This window comes from Microbacterium proteolyticum, assembly GCF_029639405.1.
Taxonomy (GTDB): Bacteria; Actinomycetota; Actinomycetes; order Actinomycetales; family Microbacteriaceae; genus Microbacterium.
This window is the reverse complement of the sequence record NZ_CP121274.1, coordinates 2746899-2760282: the sequence shown is the minus strand read 5'-3', so window position 1 is coordinate 2760282 and position 13384 is coordinate 2746899. Positions and strand designations below refer to the sequence as shown.

General features: G+C 71.9%; 16 protein-coding genes. 10 read left to right on the top strand and 6 right to left on the bottom strand.

The window, feature by feature from the left end; translation table 11 throughout:
• Nucleotides 1-86: 86 nt before the first annotated feature.
• From P8R59_RS13845 to P8R59_RS13830, 4 genes are all read left to right on the top strand, one after another.
• Nucleotides 87-821, top strand: coding sequence for an exonuclease domain-containing protein (locus P8R59_RS13845; protein WP_278101538.1), 735 nt, complete (start codon nt 87-89; stop codon nt 819-821).
• 150 nt (nt 822-971) lie between these two features.
• On the top strand, nt 972-2441 hold the full coding sequence (locus tag P8R59_RS13840) for an HNH endonuclease signature motif containing protein (RefSeq protein ID WP_278101537.1): 1470 nt from the start codon (nt 972-974) through the stop codon (nt 2439-2441).
• A gap of 216 nt (nt 2442-2657) precedes the next feature.
• Nucleotides 2658-3206 (top strand): GNAT family N-acetyltransferase, encoded by a 549-nt coding sequence (locus P8R59_RS13835; RefSeq protein WP_278101536.1) that lies wholly within the window; start codon nt 2658-2660, stop codon nt 3204-3206.
• Nucleotides 3207-3363: 157 nt separating this feature from the next.
• A complete protein-coding gene (locus P8R59_RS13830) occupies nt 3364-4218 on the top strand; it encodes a carbon-nitrogen hydrolase family protein (protein WP_278101535.1) in 855 nt (284 codons plus the stop codon).
• 132 nt (nt 4219-4350) lie between these two features.
• On the opposite strand, the gene P8R59_RS13825 is transcribed toward P8R59_RS13830, so the two are convergent.
• Nucleotides 4351-4896: an RBBP9/YdeN family alpha/beta hydrolase gene (locus P8R59_RS13825; RefSeq protein ID WP_278101534.1), complete on the bottom strand. Its 546-nt coding sequence runs from the start codon at nt 4894-4896 to the stop codon at nt 4351-4353.
• A 124-nt stretch (nt 4897-5020) separates the two neighbouring features.
• Here P8R59_RS13825 and P8R59_RS13820 point away from each other — a divergent pair, with 124 nt between their 5' ends.
• Nucleotides 5021-5476: an Lrp/AsnC family transcriptional regulator gene (locus tag P8R59_RS13820; protein WP_278101533.1), complete on the top strand. Its 456-nt coding sequence runs from the start codon at nt 5021-5023 to the stop codon at nt 5474-5476.
• A 23-nt stretch (nt 5477-5499) separates the two neighbouring features.
• A complete protein-coding gene (locus tag P8R59_RS13815) occupies nt 5500-6030 on the top strand; it encodes a GNAT family N-acetyltransferase (protein WP_278101532.1) in 531 nt (176 codons plus the stop codon).
• 67 nt (nt 6031-6097) lie between these two features.
• Here P8R59_RS13815 and P8R59_RS13810 read toward each other — a convergent pair whose 3' ends face one another.
• The 3 genes from P8R59_RS13810 to glgA all read right to left on the bottom strand — a co-directional run bounded on the left by P8R59_RS13810 (nt 6098) and on the right by glgA (nt 8515).
• Nucleotides 6098-6352, bottom strand: a complete 255-nt coding sequence (locus P8R59_RS13810) for a type B 50S ribosomal protein L31 (RefSeq protein ID WP_076490581.1) — start codon at nt 6350-6352, stop codon at nt 6098-6100.
• A gap of 124 nt (nt 6353-6476) precedes the next feature.
• Nucleotides 6477-7259, bottom strand: a complete 783-nt coding sequence (locus P8R59_RS13805; protein WP_278101531.1) for an ABC transporter ATP-binding protein — start codon at nt 7257-7259, stop codon at nt 6477-6479.
• 65 nt (nt 7260-7324) lie between these two features.
• Nucleotides 7325-8515, bottom strand: a complete 1191-nt coding sequence (gene glgA, locus P8R59_RS13800) for a glycogen synthase (protein WP_278101530.1) — start codon at nt 8513-8515, stop codon at nt 7325-7327.
• A gap of 76 nt (nt 8516-8591) precedes the next feature.
• Here glgA and glgC point away from each other — a divergent pair, with 76 nt between their 5' ends.
• Complete coding sequence (gene glgC / locus P8R59_RS13795) at nt 8592-9836, top strand: glucose-1-phosphate adenylyltransferase (protein WP_077050018.1); 1245 nt, start codon at nt 8592-8594, stop codon at nt 9834-9836.
• Nucleotides 9837-9898: 62 nt separating this feature from the next.
• Here the strand turns inward: glgC and P8R59_RS13790 are convergent, their stop codons facing one another.
• Entirely contained in the window at nt 9899-10372 is a 474-nt protein-coding gene (locus P8R59_RS13790) for an S-ribosylhomocysteine lyase (protein WP_077050017.1), read from the bottom strand.
• 102 nt (nt 10373-10474) lie between these two features.
• Between P8R59_RS13790 and serB the strand changes: the two genes are divergently transcribed.
• Both serB and P8R59_RS13780 read left to right on the top strand, forming a co-directional pair.
• Entirely contained in the window at nt 10475-11116 is a 642-nt protein-coding gene (gene serB, locus P8R59_RS13785; RefSeq protein WP_077050016.1) for a phosphoserine phosphatase SerB, read from the top strand.
• Nucleotides 11117-11158: 42 nt separating this feature from the next.
• Nucleotides 11159-11830 (top strand): alpha/beta fold hydrolase, encoded by a 672-nt coding sequence (locus tag P8R59_RS13780; protein ID WP_278101529.1) that lies wholly within the window; start codon nt 11159-11161, stop codon nt 11828-11830.
• 87 nt (nt 11831-11917) lie between these two features.
• Here the strand turns inward: P8R59_RS13780 and fabG are convergent, their stop codons facing one another.
• Nucleotides 11918-12628 carry a 3-oxoacyl-ACP reductase FabG gene (gene fabG / locus P8R59_RS13775; protein WP_278101528.1) on the bottom strand — a complete coding sequence of 237 codons (711 nt, stop codon included), beginning with the start codon at nt 12626-12628 and terminating at the stop codon, nt 11918-11920.
• A gap of 134 nt (nt 12629-12762) precedes the next feature.
• Here fabG and P8R59_RS13770 point away from each other — a divergent pair, with 134 nt between their 5' ends.
• A complete protein-coding gene (locus P8R59_RS13770; protein ID WP_278101527.1) occupies nt 12763-13383 on the top strand; it encodes a DUF4190 domain-containing protein in 621 nt (206 codons plus the stop codon).
• Nucleotide 13384 lies beyond the last annotated feature (1 nt).

Sequence of the window (13384 nt, the reverse complement as noted above, 5' to 3'; positions counted from 1 at the left end):
GTCGAGTCTAGGCTGCACGCGTTGGCTCCGGCCGTGCCGCGGAGCGCCTCGGCGGTCGTGTCGGAGCCCCGATCTACTGTGAGCGCATGACCACGTGGCAGGCCGAGCCGCTCCCTCTGTTCCAGACGCCCGAGTGGGCGCGCGTCGTCGGCGTGTTCGACCTCGAGACCACGGGCGTCGACGTCCGCAACGACCGGATCGTGACGGCGCACGTGGGCGTGCTCGACGCGGACGGCCACATCATCGACGCGCGCGACTGGCTCGCCGACCCCGGCGTCGAGATCCCCGCCGGTGCCGCGGCGATCCACGGTGTCACCACGGCCCACGCCCGCGCCGAAGGAGCGCCCGCCGCGGAGGTCGTGTCACAGGTCGTCGAGGCGCTGCGGGCGTTGTTCGACGCGGGCATCCCGGTGGTCGCGTACAACGCGCCGTTTGACTTCTCGCTGCTCAAGTACGAGGCGCTGCGCCACGGTGTCGCGCCGATCGACGCACCGTCGCCGGTGATCGATCCGCTCGTCGTCGACAAGACCTACGACCGCTACCGCCGCGGCAAGCGCACGCTCACCCACGTCGCGGCGCACTACGCCGTGCCGCTCGAGGCGGCTCACGAGGCCTGCGCCGACGCCGTCGCCGCGGGGCGCCTGGCCCTGGCCCTCGCCGAACGCTACGCGGCCTGGCTGCCACCGACCCTCGACGAGCTGCACACGCGCCAGATCGCGTGGGCGCGCGCGCAGGCGGCGAGCCTCACCGAGTACTTCGTGAAGATCGGGCGGTTGGATGCCACGGCTCCCCCGCTCGACGGGGCATGGCCGATCCGCTGACGCGCGGACGACTGTCGCGATGACCTGTCGCCGACGGTGACCGTCGGCCGGTGGTGGCCGGCGGCCCACGACGACCGGCCACGGGCGGCGCTCGATGACGGGCTGGGATCTCCCACGGGCGATGTCGGAGGCCCTCGCTAGCGTTGGTTCATGGACTTCCCGCCTCCCGCAGCCGATCGGTCAGTCGCGACCGTTCGCAGCGACGAGGCGCCCTGGCCCGACGAGGACACCCTGCGTTCCGACGCGGATTCCGCCTGGGCGATCACGCTCGGGCTGGTCGACGAAGACGATCCCCTGGGCACCGCCCCCGGCGGCGGGCCGTCGCACGGACCCGCCTCGCTCCTCGACCGCCTCGAGGACTCGTCCACCGCACGGCACCGGGCCGCTGCCGCAGAGTACGACCTGATCCTCCGCGTGCTGCAGGACGCGCTCGATGACCCCGCGGTGTGGGTCGGTCCCGACCCGACTCTCGACGGACTGTGGCACGACCCCCGGGGCCGCACGGTCGCCGCCGTCCGCCGCGATCGCCTCGACATGGCCGAGCGCGCCGCGGTGGCCGAGATCGCGGTCCGGCTCCGTCTGGCGGAGCAGACCGTGCGCACGCAGGCTGCGCACGCGACCGTGCTCCGCGAGCGATGCCCGCGGATATGGGCCGGGTTCGCCGAGGGCCGTGTGTCAGAGCGCCACGCCGTCGAGACCGCGCGGCTAGCCGCCACTCTCCCGCCGGATCGCGACTCGTGGGTCGCGTTCGACACCGGCGCCCTCGACCGGGCGCTGAGGCTCGCGCCCGCCCGGTTCGCCACCTCGGCGCGAACACTGCGGGAACGTGTCCACGCCGAGTCCCTTGTGACGCGCCACGGTCGCGCCCGCGGCGACCGGGGTGTCTGGATGACGCCCGAGCTCGACGGCATGGCCACACTCACCGCCTTCCTTCCCGCCGACCGTGCCGCGGCGGCGATGACGCGGGTCGACCGCGCCGCGCGACACCTCGCGACCGCCGACGACGAGACGCGCACGCTCGCTCAACTCCGCGCCGATGCGTTCGCCGACCTCCTCGTCGGGGCACGGCCCGCGGAAGCCACAGCCGACCTCGAGACCGCGGCAGCGGGATCCCGGGTCCCCGCGTCGAGCGTGAGCCCGGCTGCCGCCCGTCCGGGCATCGTCGTCACCATCCCGGCTCTGACCCTGCTCGGCGCCGACGACGCTCCCGCGACCCTCGACGGGTACGGCCCGATCGACCTCGAGACCGCCCGGCGGCTGGCGGGCGATGCGACGTCGTGGATCCGCGTGCTCACCCACCCCGTGACGGGTGCGCCCGTCACCCTCGACCGCACCACCTACCGGGTGCCCACGGCACTGCGCCGCTGGCTCGGGATCACGTCGCCGACGTGCGCCTTCCCCGGCTGCGCCCGCCCGACCCGGGAGTGCGACCTCGACCATCTGCACGCCTGGAGCGAGGGCGGCACGACCGACGACGACAACCTCGATCCCGAGTGCCGCCACCATCATCGCCTCCGCCACGAGAGTCGCTGGGCCGCCGGCCGCGACCCCGATACCGGCGGCCTGTCATGGACGACCCCGTTCGGCGCGCACGTCGACGCCGACCCGCCGCCGTTCTAGCCCGGAACCGCGCCGAGCGGGCGAGCACACCTTGTGACCGGCTGCCAGGACGACCGGCTTCCCGGACGACACGCACCCGGAACGACACGCACCCCGGAACAACCGGCGGCCGCACGCGGGAAGCTCGTCGTCCCGTGGAACCGCAAGGGGGACGCCCCCGAGCCAGGGACGACCCGCGTTTCGGACTGCCTCCGCAGCGCCCGGTACGCTCCCCCCATGGACGTGCCACCCGAGTCCTCGCCGCCCGATTCGCCGGCCTCGCGTGCCCCGGGTGCCCCGGGTGCCCAGCGTGCCTGGGCGCTGCGCCCCGCACGGCCCGCCGACGCCCCCGCGATCGCCCGCGTTCACGCGGCATCCTGGCGGGAGACGTACGGGAGATTCGTCGACGACCCCGACACCAACCCGTGGTTCAGCGTCGACCGTCGCATCGCCGTGTGGGAGGCCACTCTGCGCGAGGCCGGAACGTCGACGATCGTCGCCGAGGGCCCCGAGGGGATCGTCGGGTTCGCGTCGACGACACCGTCGACGGAATCGGATGCCGTCCGCCCCGAGGAACTCGCGATGCTGTACGTCCTCGAAAGCGCCCACGGATCGGGCGTCGGTCAGGCGCTCCTCCACGCGACTCTGGGCGACCGGCCCGCGTCCCTGTGGGTCGCCGCCGACAATCCCCGGGCCCACGCGTTCTACCGCCGCAACGGGTTCCGGCCCGACGGCGCCGAGTCATCGTTCGGGCCGATCCCCCGAACCGTCCGGCTGATCCGCTGAGCACCGGGCCGCACCCCGCCCGCTGACCCGTTCCGCCGGGGTAACCCCTACGCCGCTCCGGCGCTCCAATCCCGCGCTACGGCACCCACCCCGCTGCAGCGATCCGATCCGGCCCGACGGCGCCGACCAGCGCCGACACACCTGCGAGAATTCGTCGGTGACCGTCCGCATCGCCACCGTCCAAGCCGAGGCGACGCCCGGCGACATCGCGGCCAACCTGTCGAGCGCGGCGACGTGGATCGAACGCGCCGCCGAGCGGGGCGCGGACGTCGTCGTGTTCCCCGAGGCCTTCACCACCGGATACGACGAGTCCGCGTTCGCCGGCTCCCTCCCCTCCGCCGACGACCCCGCGTGGCTCGCCCCCGTGCAGCGCGCCGTCGACGGCACCGGAGTGGTCGCAATCCTCAACACCGCCCTCGACCGCGTCGACCGTCGCACGCTGACCGACGTGATCGTCGTCCCGCGCGAGCCCCCGGTCATGGCGTACGACAAGCAGCACCTCTACGACAGCGAGCGCGCCGTCTTCGCCGCCGGCGAGGGCGGATTCTCGTTCGTGGTGAACGACCTGCGTCTCGCGCTGTCGGTCTGCTACGACGCGAACTTCCCGGAGCACGCTGCCGCGGCCGCCGCCGCGGGTGCCGACGTCTACGTCAACAGTGGCGCGTACTTCCCGGGCGGCTCCCACCGCCGCGACGTCCACTACGCCGCCCGCGCGCTCGATAACGGCATGTACGTCGTGTTCAGCGGCCTCACCGGCGGGTCCCACGACTTCATCGGCGGCTCCGCGGTCTTCGACCCGCTCGGCCGCCGTGTCACCGGCGTGGCCGCCGCGACCCCCGGCGACACCCCCGCGACGTCCACCCCTCCGGAGGGCCTGGCGATCGCCGACCTGGATGCCGCGGTCGTCGCGGCCGCCCGCGAGCACCAGCGCATGTGGGCCGACCGCCGCGACGATCTCGGAGTCCCCCGCACGATCGGCACCGTCGCCTCCGGGGCATCGGTAGACGCCTGAGGGGTGACGCCAGAAGCGTGAGGCGCGACGCCCGCCACGCGACGCGCAACGCCCACCCCCGACACGCGACGCCCGCCGCCAGAAGCGCCACGCCCGCCGCAGGACCTCCACCACGGGAGTGTCGTCCGCCCCTCACCGCCCGATCAGCCGCGCCAGAGCCTCCTTGCCGCGCGGCCAGTCCCCCAAGCCGCTCGCGGAGTTGAGGTGGCCGCCCGCGGGAATCGCCTCGAACGCGCTCCCCCACCGGCGTCCGAGCTCCCGGGCCACGTCGACGGCGCAGAACGGGTCGTCGACGCTGGCGACCAGGACGGTCGCACTCGGCAGCGGGCGTGCGGACATCCCGAGGAAACTGGCCGTCACGACCGATCGGAATGCGCTGCCCGACGGGTCCGGCGGTGCGACGAGGAGAGCACGGAGTGGTCGCCGGGTGGTGGTGGCGAGCCATTCCACGACGGCCCAGCATCCCAGGCTGTGCGCCACCAGCACGATGTCGTCGACGCGCGGATCGAGGAGGCCCACGCCGCGATCGATCGCTTCGACCCAATCGTCGAGCTCGGGCACCGACCACGAGCCCGGCTCGATCCGCACCGCCCGCTCTCCCCAGGCCTGCTCCCATCGCGACTGCCAGTGCGCGTCATCCGACCCGTCGATCCCGGGCACCACGACATAGCCGATCATCCTGCTCCTTCTCACTCCATCGCCGATCGGACGTTCCGCGAACGCCCCCGTGAACCATGATGATGAGACCATCGACCGCCGGCACGCCCGGCAAGCGTTCTTAAAGCGTCGAAGGGAGAACACGATGGAATCACTCGACCGCGTCGACCAACGCATCCTCGCGCTGTTGCAAGAGGACGGGCGGTTGACGGGCGCCGAGATTGGCCGGCGGGTCGGCCTGTCCCAGCCCGCCGCCAGTGCCCGCATCCTGCGTATGGAGAGGGCCGGGGTCATCGCCGGGTACCGCGCCGTCGTCGATCCCGCCGCGGTCGGGCTCAACATCCGTGCCGTCATCCGGCTGCGCACGACGCACGCGCAACTGAGCGCCGCGATGCACCTGGCGGCTCAGACGGCCGACGTCACCTCGACCCTCCGGGTGACCGGCGAGGACTGCCTGATCTTCGACGTCCACTGCGTCGACGCGGCGCGGCTGGAACGCGTGGTGGATTCCCTCGCGCGCTTCGGCCCGGTCACCACGGCGCTGGTGCTGCGCGAATACCCGTGCAAGCCGCTGACCCCCGCCGCCTCCCCCGCCCCGTGACGCGCGCTCTTCGGATCGAGGCGGTGCCTCACGACGGCCTCGGGTCCGACGACCTGGTCGCCCTCGGCTCCCTCTTCGACGCCGAGTACCTCGACGCGTTCGGCCCATGGCATCCGGCACAGCCCTACGGCTATGCGGGTCACGACGTCCACGTCCTCGCGTGGGACGGGTCTCGCCTCGTCGGTCACGTCGGCTGGGCGCGCCGCCGGATCGACGTCGGCGGAACCGAGGTCGCCATCGCGGGGGTCGGCGGCGTCCTCGTCGCCGACCGCGCGCGCGGGCGGGGCCTCGGGCGCCGGCTCCTGGGCGACTGCGCCGTGTCGATGGAAGCCGCCGGCGACGTCGACTTCGGATTCCTCGGATGCCGCGAGAGCGCCGTCCCGTTCTACCGGGCGTGCGGATGGCACCGGATCTCCGCCCTCGAACGCTCCGTGGCGCGAGACGGCTCGGCGGTGGTCGTCGAGCCCGGCCCGCCGCTCCTGATCCTGCCGCTCCGCACCCGCGCGGATGCCTGGCCGCCCGGCACCGTGGACCTCCGCGGCCGCGCCTGGTAGCCGATCCCCGAAATGACGGAAGCCCCCGTCCCGAAGGACGAGGGCTTCCGGCGAGAACCGCTGGGACTCAGCGCGAGCCGCCGAAGTTCTTGAAGCGCTGGTTGAACTTCTCGACGCGACCGGCCGAGTCCATGATGCGCTGCTTGCCCGTGTAGAAGGGGTGCGAAGCCGACGAGATCTCCACGTCGATGACGGGGTACTCGACACCGTCGAGCTCGATCGTCTTGTCGCTCGACACGGTCGAACGGGTGAGGAAGGTCTCGCCCGAGCCGAGGTCGCGGAACACGACAGCCTTGTACGTGGGGTGGATGTCAGTCTTCATGGGAAGTCCTTTGAGAAGTGGTGCCCTGGATTCTGCCAGGACGGTCAAAGTCTGCGGCGCCGGAGGCACCAAAGGACAAGTCTACCAGGCCCACGGCCCGCGCACGACGCTCGCCGTGCGGCCGTCAGGAGGCGCGGGCCGCGTAGCGACCGGCATCCTGGCTCAGGGTGATCTCGACGCCGAACGTGGCGGTCAGATTCTCGGCCGTGAGCGCCTCGGAGAGGGGCCCGTATGCCACGACCTCCCCGTCCCGCAGCAGGAGGACGTGCGTGAACCCGACGGGGATCTCCTCGACGTGGTGCGTGACCATGATCATCGCCGGCGTGGTCGGGGCCTGCGCGTAGCCGGAGAGGAGGGCGAGGAGCTCTTCACGGGCACCGAGGTCGAGGCTCGCGGTGGGCTCGTCGAGCAGCAGCAGCTCGGGGTCGGTCATGACGGCCCGGGCGATCTGCACGCGCTTCTGCTCGCCGTCCGACAGCGTTCCGAACGTGCGGTCGGCGAGGTGGTCGAGGCGCCACTCCGCGAGGACGCGCAGCGCGCGGCGCTCGTCGATGTCGTCGTACTGCTCGCGCCAGCGACCGGTCACCGAGTACGCGGCGGTCAGGACGACGTCGAGCACCGTCTCCTCCGGCGGCACGCGGCGCGCCATCGCCGACGAGGCGAAACCGATGCGCGGGCGCAGCTCGAACACGTCGGTACGCCCCAGACGCTCGCCGAGGATCGTCACCGAGCCCGAGGTCGGGTGGATGAGCGTGTCGGCCAGCTGCAGGACCGTGGTCTTGCCGGCGCCGTTCGGGCCCAGCACCACCCAGCGTTGATCGTCGGTGACGGTCCAGTCGAGGTGGGACACGATGTCCCGGGCGTTCCGGCGGACGACGACGTCGGAGAACTCCAGAACCTGCGGCATGCCTCCAGCCTAACGGCCTCAGCGCACCGGTAACGGCGCGCCACCCCGGCCTGGGGAAGGGCCCCTTACTTCCCCGCGACCTCCGCGTACAGCGCCGCGGTGGTCTGGGCGATCGCGCCCCAGCTGAAGTCCTCGATCGCGCGTCGGCGTCCGGCCTCGCCGTACTCGGCGGCGCGCGCGGCATCCGTCACCACTTCGGTGAGCACGCGCGCGAGATCGTCGACGAAACGCTCCGGGTCGACGGGAGTGCCGGTGCCGTCCTGCAGCTGCTCGATCGGCACCAGGCGGCCGGTGACGCCGTCCACGACGACCTCGGGGATGCCCCCGGTCGCCGTGCCGACGACCGCCGCACCGCAGGCCATGGCCTCGAGGTTGACGATGCCGAGGGGCTCGTACACCGACGGGCAGACGAACGTCGTGGCCGCGGTGAGGATCGCGCACAGCTCGTGACGGGGCAGCAGCCGGTCGATCCACACGACGCCCTCGCGGGTGGCCTGGAGACCGCGGACGAGTTCCTCGACCTCGGCGAGGATCTGCGGGGTGTCCGGGGCGCCCGCGCAGAGCACCAGCTGGACGTCGGGCGGCAGCTGCTCGGCCGCGCGCAGCAGGTACGGCAGCCCCTTCTGACGGGTGATGCGCCCCACGAACACCACCGAGGGCCGCGCGGCGTCGATGCCGACGGAGGCGAGGAACTCGTCATCCGAGACGGGATGCCAGGCCTCGGTGTCGATGCCGTTGTAGATGACGCGCACCTTGCCGGGGTCGAGCGCGGGGTAGCTGCGCAGGATGTCCTGGCGCATCCCCTCGCTCACCGCGACCACCGCGGCGGCCCCCTCGTAGGCGGTCTTCTCGATGTAGCTCGACACGGCGTAGCCGCCGCCGAGCTGCTCGGCCTTCCACGGCCGCAGCGGTTCGAGGCTGTGGGCGGTGACGACGTGCGGGATGCCGTGGAGAAGGGATGCCAGGTGCCCAGCGAAGTTCGCGTACCACGTGTGGGAGTGCACGACGTCCGCGCCGGCGACGTCGGACACGATCTCGAGGTCGGTCCCGAGGGTCTGGATCGCACCGTTCGCGGCAGCCAGTTCGGACGGCACCGCGTACGACGTCGTATCGGGTTCGTCGCGCGGCGCACCGAAGGCCCGCACCTGCACCTCGGTGCCTTCCGCCCGCAGCGCACGGACCAGCTCGGTCGCATGGACACCCGCTCCCCCGTAGATCTCCGGCGGGTACTCCTTGGTCACGACGTCGACGCGCATGAGACGAACCGTAGCGCAGCGAAACCCCTGCCGCGCGTCTGTTCCCGGGATCGCGCGCGCCCCCTAGTGTGGTGCCATGCCTGCAGCGCCGAAGGTCTTCGGAATCATCCTCGCCGGCGGCGAGGGAAAGCGACTCATGCCCCTCACGGCGGATCGAGCCAAACCCGCCGTCCCCTTCGGAGGCCAGTACCGTCTCATCGACTTCGCGATCTCGAATCTCATCAATTCGGGCCTGAGACAGCTCGTCGTCCTGACGCAGTACAAGTCGCACAGCCTCGACCGGCACATCTCCCAGACGTGGCGCATGTCGCCGATGCTCGGTTCGTACGTGGCATCCGTCCCCGCCCAGCAGCGCCTCGGCAAGCGATGGTTCTCGGGTTCGGCCGACGCCATCCTGCAGTCGATGAACCTCATCCGCGATGAGAAGCCCGACATCGTCGTCGTCATCGGCGCCGACCACGTGTACCGCATGGACTTCAAGCAGATGCTCGACGCGCACATCGCCTCGGACGCGCGGGCGACGATCGCCGGCATCCGCCAGCCCATCGCACTGGCGAACCAGTTCGGCGTCATCGACACCGACCCCTCCGACCCGACGATGATCCGCGAGTTCCTCGAGAAGCCGCAGAACCCCACGGGTCTCGCCGACGCGCCGCACGAGGTGCTCGCCTCGATGGGCAACTACATCTTCGACGCCGACGCGCTCGTCGAGGCCGTCACGCACGACGGCGAGCTGCCGACCTCCGCGCACGACATGGGCGGCGACATCGTGCCGTACTTCGTCAACCGCGGCGAGGCGGCGGTGTACGACTTCCAGCGCAACGACGTCCCCGGGTCGACGTCCCGCGACCGCTCGTACTGGCGCGACGTGGGCACCATCGAGTCGTTCTACGACGCCCACATGGATCTGATCTCGACGCTGCCCATCTTCAACCTCTACAACGACGACTGGCCGATCTTCTCGCAGACCTTCAACGCTCCCCCGGCGAAGTTCGTGCGCGACTCGGTGGGCCGCATCGGCAACGCGATCGACTCGATCGTGTCCCTCGGGTCGGTGCTGTCGGGGACGCACCTCGAGCGGAGCGTCGTCGGACCGTGGGCGCTCGCGGGCGGCGGGTCGACGATCACCGACTCGGTCCTCTTCGACGGCGTGCAGGTCGGCGCGGGAGCACGTATCCACCGCGCGATCCTCGACAAGAACGTGACCCTCGCGCCGGGCGCGACCATCGGGGTCGACCGCGAACGCGACCTCGCGCGCGGCTTCACCGTGACCGAGACCGGTATCACCGTGGTCGGCAAGGACGTCCGCGTCGACGTCTGATCCCGGATGCCGGAAGGGGCGGTGACCGCGATGGTCACCGCCCCTTCCGCGTCTCGGGAGGATCAGACGCCGACGCGCGCGAACGCGTCGCGGCTGATGCCCTGCGAGAGCACGAGCTTGGACCACTCGCGCGCGGTGTGCAGGCTGTGGTCGCGGTAGTTGCCGCAGCTGAACGCGTCGGTGCCCGGAACGTCCTCCCACTCCACGTCCTCGGCGATCGCGCGAAGAGAGTCGGAGACGGCGGCCACGACGTCACCGAGGTCGGGCTCTCCCCACATGATGAGGTGGAAGCCGGTGCGGCATCCGAACGGCGAGATGTCGATCACGCCGTCGATCCGGTCGCGCAGGAGGCTCGCGAGGAGGTGCTCGATCGTGTGGATGCCGGCGGTCGGGATCTCCCCCTCGTTGGGCTGCACGAGGCGCACGTCGAAGTTCGAGATGACGTCTCCGCGTGGGCCCGACTCCGTGCCGATCAGGCGGATGTAGGGGGCGAGAACGGCGGTGTGGTCGAGCGTGAAGCTCTCGACGTCGGCCATCGGGTGATCCTTTCAGCGGCGGGCACGTGTCCTCCGAGCCTACGCGCGGCCGCTCCGACCGGCGCCGCGTGGGTCACCGCATGACGCGCTAGGGTCGAGGCCGTGCCTGCGCCCGCCCGTTTCCTCGTCGTCCTGGATGCCGATTCCACCCTCATCCGCAACGAAGTCATCGAGCTCCTCGCCGACGAAGCCGGCCGCGGAGCCGAGGTGGCCGCGGCCACCGAGGCCGCGATGCGCGGCGAGGTCGACTTCGCCGACAGCCTCCGGTCCCGTGTCGCCGCGCTCGCCGGGGTCCCGATCGAGGCGTTCGCCCGCGCGATCGCGCGGATCGAACCGACACCCGGGGTGCGCACGCTCATCGACGCAGTCCACGCCCGCGGCGGGCTGGTCGGCGTGGTCTCCGGTGGGTTCCACGAGGTGCTCGACACCGTCGCGCCCGACCTCGGCGTCGACGTGTGGCGCGCCAACCGCCTCGGCGTCGCCGACGGCGCCCTGACCGGAGAGGTGGACGGACCGATCGTGGATGCCGCGGCCAAGGCCGACACCCTGCGCGAGTGGGCCGCGGCGCACGGCGTGCCGTCGCACCTCACGTTCGCGATCGGCGACGGTGCCAACGACCTCCGCATGATGGAGGCCGCCGGTCTCGGCCTCGCGTTCAACGCCAAGCCCGCCGTCCGCGCCGCGGCCGACCTCGTGATCGGCCCCGTGGATCTGGCCGCGGTGGTGCCGCTTCTCCCGCGCTGACGTCCTCTCCGCGATGTCGGCGGCCCGGCCTACAGTGACGTCATGGACGTGATCCTGGTTCCGGGCCTCTGGCTCGATGCATCGTCGTGGGATGCCGTGACCCCCGCGCTCACCGGGGCGGGGCACCGCGTGCACCCGCTGACCCTCCCGACCGATCCCGACGCCGGCATCCAGCACTGGGTCGACGCGGTCGTCGCTCAGGTCGACGCCGCCACCGACCCCGTGGTGCTCGTCGGGCACTCCGGCGGAGGCAACGTCGTGTGGGGCGCCGCCGACGCCCGTCCCGAGCGGGTCGCGCGCGTCGTCTTCGTCGACACCATGCCCCCACCGCCCGGCGCCATGATCTCCGAGTTCCCCGTCCAGGACGGTGTCGTCCCGTTCCCCGGGTGGGACTTCTTCGACGAGCCCGACATCGCCGACCTCGACGACGAGACGCGCCGACGCGTGGGAGCCGCGGTCATCGACGTCCCGGGCAGCGTCCCGACCGACCCGATCCCGCTCTCAGACGACCGTCGCCACGACATCCCCGTGACGGTGCTGTCGGGGCAACTCGACGAGGACGGCGTCCGCGAGGTCCTGACCCAGTGGGGCGCGTTCGCCGACGAGTTCGCGCGGATCCGCGACGTCGAGGTCGTCACGCTCGGCAGCGGTCACTGGCCCCAGTTCTCGCAACCCGAGGCCTTCGCCGAGAAGCTGCGCGCGGCGGTGCGCTGAGCGGAGGTGCGGGGAGGTGCGGGATTCCTCCGCCCTACCCCCGCACACCGCCGAAGAAGCACCGGTGTCCGCGAAGGAGACCTGCGCTCAGTGCCCCATGCCCAGTCCGCCGTCGACGGGGATGACGGCGCCCGAGATGTAGGCGGCGTCGTCGCCCGCGAGCCACGTGACGACGCCGGCGACCTCATCCGCCGACGCGAAGCGGCCGGCCGGAATGTTCTTCTTGTACTCGGCCTGCGTGTCCGCGGGCAGTTCGGCGGTCATGTCGGTCTCGATGAACCCGGGCGCGACGACGTTCGCGGTGATGCCGCGGCCGCCGAGCTCGCGGGTGAGCGATCGGGCGAACCCGACGAGGGCGCTCTTCGACGCGGCGTAGTTGATCTGGCCCGCCGAACCGTACAGCCCGACGACACTCGAAATCAGGATGACGCGACCCCAGCGCGCCTTCAGCATGCCCTTCGACGCGCGCTTGACGACGCGGAAGGCGCCACCGAGGTTCGTCGAGACCACGCTGTCGAAGTCGTCCTCGCTCATGCGCAGCAGCAGCATGTCCTTCGTGATGCCGGCGTTGGCGACGACGACGGCGATGGGTCCGAGCTCGGCCTCGATCTCACTGAACGCGGCGTCCACGGCGACGGCGTCCGTGACGTCCGCGCGGACCGTGAGCGTTCCGGCCGGTCCCTCGCCCGACCGTGCGGTGACCGCGACGCGCCAGCCCTCGGCCACGAAGCGTTCGGCGATGGCTCGTCCGATACCGCGGTTTCCTCCGGTGACGACGACGACGCGGTCCTGGGACATGTGAGACTCCTGCGGTGCGAGGGACGGAACCGGCCCAGCCTACCGACGACCTCGGTCCCGCCCGGCCCCCGGGCGTTTGACACGGCCCGCGCCGCGCTGGAAGCCTGGACGCGAGCACGACGAAAGGGACACCCGTGAGCGACGACCAGAACCCCGCCCCGCGCAGCGAAGGCGAGACGCCGGCCACCACCGGCGCACACGACGCCGCCGCGCACCCCGCTCCCCCGGCGCCGCCCATCCCGCCCGCGCCCGCCGCGGACGCGCCGTCGTACGCTCCGCCGACCTCCGACGCCCCCGCGGCCCCCGCGTACGACGCCCCCGCGACTCCGACGTACGACGCCCCCGCAGCCCCCGCCTACGGTGCACCCGCGGCGCCGCCCTACGGCACCCCGGCCTACGGCCAGGCACCGGCGTACGGCCAGACCACGGCATATGGCCAGTCCCCGTACGGATCGGCTCCCGTCGCCGGCGGCTACGGATCCGCCGTGCGGACCAACGTGCTCGCGATCATCTCGCTCGTGGCATCCATCGCGGGGTTCATCGGGCTGGTCCCGGTCATCGGACCGATCACCGGTGTGATCACCGGACACATCTCGCTCGCGCAGATCAAGCGCACGGGCGAGCAGGGACGCGGCATGGCGCTCGCGGGCACCATCATCGGCTGGGTCGGAATCGGTGTGGTCCTGCTGCTCACGATCTTCTTCATCGTGTTCGTGGGGATCGCGGCGAGCCAGTCCTCTCGATACGGCGCCTAAT

Excerpts from the sequence above, each read along its gene's own strand:
- P8R59_RS13780 (WP_278101529.1), top strand. The coding sequence starts at position 11,159 with ATGGACGTGATCCTGGTTCCGGGCCTCTGGCTCGATGCATCGTCGTGG.
- glgC (WP_077050018.1), top strand. The coding sequence starts at position 8,592 with ATGCCTGCAGCGCCGAAGGTCTTCGGAATCATCCTCGCCGGCGGCGAG.
- glgA (WP_278101530.1), bottom strand. The coding sequence starts at position 8,515 with ATGCGCGTCGACGTCGTGACCAAGGAGTACCCGCCGGAGATCTACGGG.
- P8R59_RS13805 (WP_278101531.1), bottom strand. The coding sequence starts at position 7,259 with ATGCCGCAGGTTCTGGAGTTCTCCGACGTCGTCGTCCGCCGGAACGCC.
- P8R59_RS13825 (WP_278101534.1), bottom strand. The coding sequence starts at position 4,896 with ATGATCGGCTATGTCGTGGTGCCCGGGATCGACGGGTCGGATGACGCG.
- P8R59_RS13790 (WP_077050017.1), bottom strand. The coding sequence starts at position 10,372 with ATGGCCGACGTCGAGAGCTTCACGCTCGACCACACCGCCGTTCTCGCC.
- P8R59_RS13840 (WP_278101537.1), top strand. The coding sequence starts at position 972 with ATGGACTTCCCGCCTCCCGCAGCCGATCGGTCAGTCGCGACCGTTCGC.
- P8R59_RS13810 (WP_076490581.1), bottom strand. The coding sequence starts at position 6,352 with ATGAAGACTGACATCCACCCCACGTACAAGGCTGTCGTGTTCCGCGAC.
- fabG (WP_278101528.1), bottom strand. The coding sequence starts at position 12,628 with ATGTCCCAGGACCGCGTCGTCGTCGTCACCGGAGGAAACCGCGGTATC.
- P8R59_RS13820 (WP_278101533.1), top strand. The coding sequence starts at position 5,021 with ATGGAATCACTCGACCGCGTCGACCAACGCATCCTCGCGCTGTTGCAA.
- P8R59_RS13845 (WP_278101538.1), top strand. The coding sequence starts at position 87 with ATGACCACGTGGCAGGCCGAGCCGCTCCCTCTGTTCCAGACGCCCGAG.
- P8R59_RS13835 (WP_278101536.1), top strand. The coding sequence starts at position 2,658 with ATGGACGTGCCACCCGAGTCCTCGCCGCCCGATTCGCCGGCCTCGCGT.